At 41.0% G+C, this 3,956-nt stretch carries 3 protein-coding genes and 1 pseudogene; 1 reads left to right on the plus strand and 3 read right to left on the minus strand.

Annotation, left to right across the window (positions count from 1 at the left end):
• Positions 1-180 precede the first annotated feature (180 nt).
• Positions 181-2,244, plus strand: a complete 2,064-nt coding sequence (locus F6K18_RS35800; protein WP_287528098.1) for a 5'-nucleotidase C-terminal domain-containing protein — start codon at positions 181-183, stop codon at positions 2,242-2,244.
• Between the two features lie 435 nt (positions 2,245-2,679).
• Here F6K18_RS35800 and arsC read toward each other — a convergent pair whose 3' ends face one another.
• From arsC to F6K18_RS35815, 3 genes and pseudogenes are all read right to left on the minus strand, one after another.
• Positions 2,680-3,072 carry an arsenate reductase, glutathione/glutaredoxin type gene (gene arsC / locus F6K18_RS35805; RefSeq protein ID WP_287528100.1) on the minus strand — a complete coding sequence of 131 codons (393 nt, stop codon included), beginning with the start codon at positions 3,070-3,072 and terminating at the stop codon, positions 2,680-2,682.
• Between the two features lie 280 nt (positions 3,073-3,352).
• Positions 3,353-3,775 (minus strand): ArsI/CadI family heavy metal resistance metalloenzyme, encoded by a 423-nt coding sequence (locus tag F6K18_RS35810; RefSeq protein WP_287528102.1) that lies wholly within the window; start codon positions 3,773-3,775, stop codon positions 3,353-3,355.
• A 14-nt stretch (positions 3,776-3,789) separates the two neighbouring features.
• A pseudogene (locus F6K18_RS35815) lies at positions 3,790-3,956 on the minus strand (arsenical-resistance protein); the annotation flags it as partial.

The following is a 3,956-nucleotide window of genomic DNA, read 5'->3' on the forward strand; positions in this document are numbered from 1 at the left end:
GATTGCATTTCAGTTGTCGGCCACCTCTTTTAATAGTTTAATAAGTTAAACATAAATCTAATATATCACAGTAAATGTCTATTTATGTTTAACTTTGTCCAATTATTTTAATACTGTTGATAGCCCTACCTCAGCACCAATATTGATTTTGCTCCCGATCCAAATCTTGCTGGTTTTGTTGTGCCAGATGGTGGAGCACCCCAACCTAATACAATTTCCGGGAGCGTTGTCATTGAAGTAGGTGGGGAAGAAATAGGTATAGTCGGTGCAACTACTCCTACCTTACCTACCATTTCTTCCACTGGCGATCTTGTTGTTTCTCCCTCAGATAGTGAAGATATCGCAGCTTTGGCTGAGATTATTCAAGAAACAGTAGATGAATTAACTGCCACAGGTATTAATAAAGTTATTCTGCTCACCCACATGCAGCAGATTAGTATTGAAGAAGAATTAGCAGAACTTCTGACAGATGTTGATATCATTATGCCTGGTGGTTCCAATACTCTCCTCGCCGCAGAAGATGACATCCTACGAGATGGAGATACTCGCGACGGTTCCTATCCTCTTGAATTTACTTCTCCTAGCAATGAACCTGTATTAGTCATCAACACCGACGGCAACTATAAATATGTCGGTCGCCTCATTGCTGACTTTGACGAAAACGGTATTATTACAAGTTTTGACGAAGACTTAAGTGGTGTTTATGCTACAGATGATGAGGGAGTTGACCGAGTTTACGAGGAAGATGTCGATCCTGAAGATGTAGCTGACCCCACAATAGTAGCTGTTACTAATGCTATTAATGACAACATTTCTGCTAGAGATGGCAATATTTTCGGTTCCACAGAAGTATTTCTCAACGGTACGAGAGGAGATGTCCGTACCCAAGAAACTAATCTGGGAAATTTGACAGCGGATGCAAATTTATTTATTGCCCAAGAATACGACCCTGATGTGATAGTTTCCATTAAAAATGGTGGCGGTATCCGCGACAATATCGGTCAGTCGTTTATTCCTCCTGGCGGTACTTCTGATGATTTGGTGCAGTTACCTCCTGCTGGAAACCCTTTTGCAGGTAAAGAAGACGGGCAAATTTCTCAGCTAGATATTGAGAATACCCTCCGCTTCAATAACGACCTCAGTTTACTAACAGTTACCGCAGAAGAACTCAAACAAATTATCGAACATGGTGTTGCAGCAACTACAGACGATGCAACTCCTGGTCAGTTTCCGCAGGTGAGTGGCCTTGCTTTCAGTTATGATGCTACTCAACAAGCAATTGAATTTGATGATACAGGCGTTGTCACAGATGGGGATCGGGTCAGAAGTCTAGCTGTTGTGGATGATAATGGAGCGATCGCTGATGTGGTAGTGAGTGATGGAGAGATAGTAGGAGATGCAGACCGGGAAATTCGGTTAGTAACTCTCGGTTTCCTTGCAGGTGGTGGCGATAGTTATCCTTTCCCACTATTTGGTGAAAATCAGGTTGACTTAGTAGATGAAAGTTTGCCATCAGAAGCAACTAATAACGCTAGCTTTACTGATAATGGTAGGGAACAAGATGCCTTAGCTGAATATTTATCAGTGAATTTTCCAGAAAATGGGAACCCTAGTTTCAGCGATGCAGATACACCTCCAAAGGAAGACGAGCGCATTCGGAGAGTATTATTTGTGAAAGGAACTAACGATCATGATACTCTCGTTGGTGGCGAAACTGACGATACTATTATTGGTGGTTTTGGTAATGACTTCCTTTATGGTAAAGATGGTGATGATCTTTTAGAAGGTCGCCCTGGTTTTGACCGCTTGTTTGGTGGTAGTGGTAACGATACTCTCAATGGAGGTCAAGGACGCGATCGCCTCAATAGTGGCCCAGGAGATGATGTCATGACTGGTGGTGCGAGTATTGACCGCTTTATCTTTAATACAACTCAAGTTTATGACCAAGATGATTTTGGAGAAGATAGAATTACTGATTTTGATATAGAGCGAGATATCATTGTCATCAACAGGACAACTTTCACTGCTATTGAGAGTGGGGACAGTTTTGAGAATGTATTTGCCACTGTTACCAGTGATAATGATGCTGCGACAGAGGATGCTGTCATTGTATACAATACAAATAATGGTAATCTATTCTATAACCAAAATGGTAGTGATGCTGGTTTAGGTAGCGGGGGTCTATTTGTCACCTTAGACAATGCACCTGTAGTTGATGCTGACAATTTCTCATTTGTTGGATAAGCACAGATATTAGGGGTAGGAGACAGGAGACAAGAGACAGGAGACAGGAAACAGGAGACAGGAGACAACCCACCCCCAACCCCTCCCAGGAGGGGAAGACAGGAGACAGGAGAAATGGGAATGAGCGAGGAGGTAGGAGCGGGCGTTTTGTCCCAAGATTGTTCTGCTTAACTATGAGCCTAAAATACGCTCCATGCATGAGCATCAAGAGCTGAAAACCAGGTACTTTTTAAAGGCCCCAAAAAGGCACTTGTCTTTATATGTCAATGCTTTTAGATTTAATCAGCCAGCCCTAATTAGTGATAAAAAAAACTTTCTCCTTTTCCTCCTATTTTTTCTTGCTTCTTGCTTGTTCCTTCTTTCTTCCCTCCTGACTCCTGAGGACTGACTCCTGACTCCTCTATTCATCCGGACATGATATAAGTCCTGATTTCACTACTCTAATTTATCAATTAAGTTTCCTACTCTTTCCTGAATATCATCTCTAACCTGCGGAAAAATTTCTGGTTTTTCTGCCGGGTCCTCTAGTTGCCAATCTTCAAATACTTCTCGTGTCAACCATTCTGGCGGTAAATTGACACCACACCCACATAATGAAATCACCACATCAAAGTCTTGTGGTTGAAAATTACTCAATGCTTTAGAAGTTTGATCGCTGATATCAATACCAATGTCAGACATTGCCTGAATAGCATGGGGGTTAACCTGACTAGCTTCCAAACCAGAACTGGTAACGGAAATTTTATCCTTGCCAAGTCTTTTGGCAAATGCTTCTGCCATCTGGGAACGGGCAGAATTTTTCTTGCAGACAAACATTACTCGTTTCATCAAAATAACTCCTGATTTTTTCCTGTAAGATATTTAAACTAAATTTGGTTTACTGATATTGTATGAAAAGTTTTGATTCTGACGTCTGTCTTCTTTACTGCAAAATGTGGCGTTGGTGATTTGAGGTATGATATCAAATCCGTTTAATTGGACATAAAAAAAATCTTCAATCGTCATAACCACCCTCATCTTTGTAATTCTTTCTCCTCCTGAGGACTGTCTCCTGACTCCTGAGGACTCCTAACTTAACCATTCTATGGCTGTTTAACCGGAGTAGATTTTACTGAGTTTGGCCAGAAGTCGCAACTATATTTTTCTCTGGTGCCGTATCTGCCACTTTGACTACAAAAACCTCCCAGCGGTTACCATCAGGGTCTGTTACCCAAACTTTATCTTGAAGTGCATAACAGCAGTCTGTTTGATGTTCCTCAAATAATGATAGTCCGGCCACTTTAAATCTTTCAATGGCTGTTGCCACTTCCTGGGAACTGCTAACTTGTATTCCTAAGTGGGATAAATTCCCACCTGGTTCTACATTTTCTTCTAAATTAAGGGTAAGATTTAGAGGCGGGTTAGCAATATCAAATTTTGCGTAATCTGACTTATACTTAACTGGTGCTACTCCAAATAAAGCTTGGTAAAATTCTACAGACTTTTCTAAGTTGGTTGCGATTAGAGCAATGTGAGTTTTAAGAGTGGACATAATTTTTTCCCTATCTAACAATTTAAACAACGAGGATCTAATAAAGTTGCCTTTTCTGGTTGGCGAGGAAACCAAAAAGCTGTACGTTTACAAAATTCTACCAACATCAACATGACTGGTACTTCTATTAATACTCCCACTACTGTTGCTAAAGCTGCCCCAGAATTTAAGCCAAACAAAG

The organism is Okeania sp. SIO2C2 (assembly GCF_010692625.1).
GTDB lineage: Bacteria > Cyanobacteriota > Cyanobacteriia > Cyanobacteriales > Microcoleaceae > Okeania > Okeania hirsuta.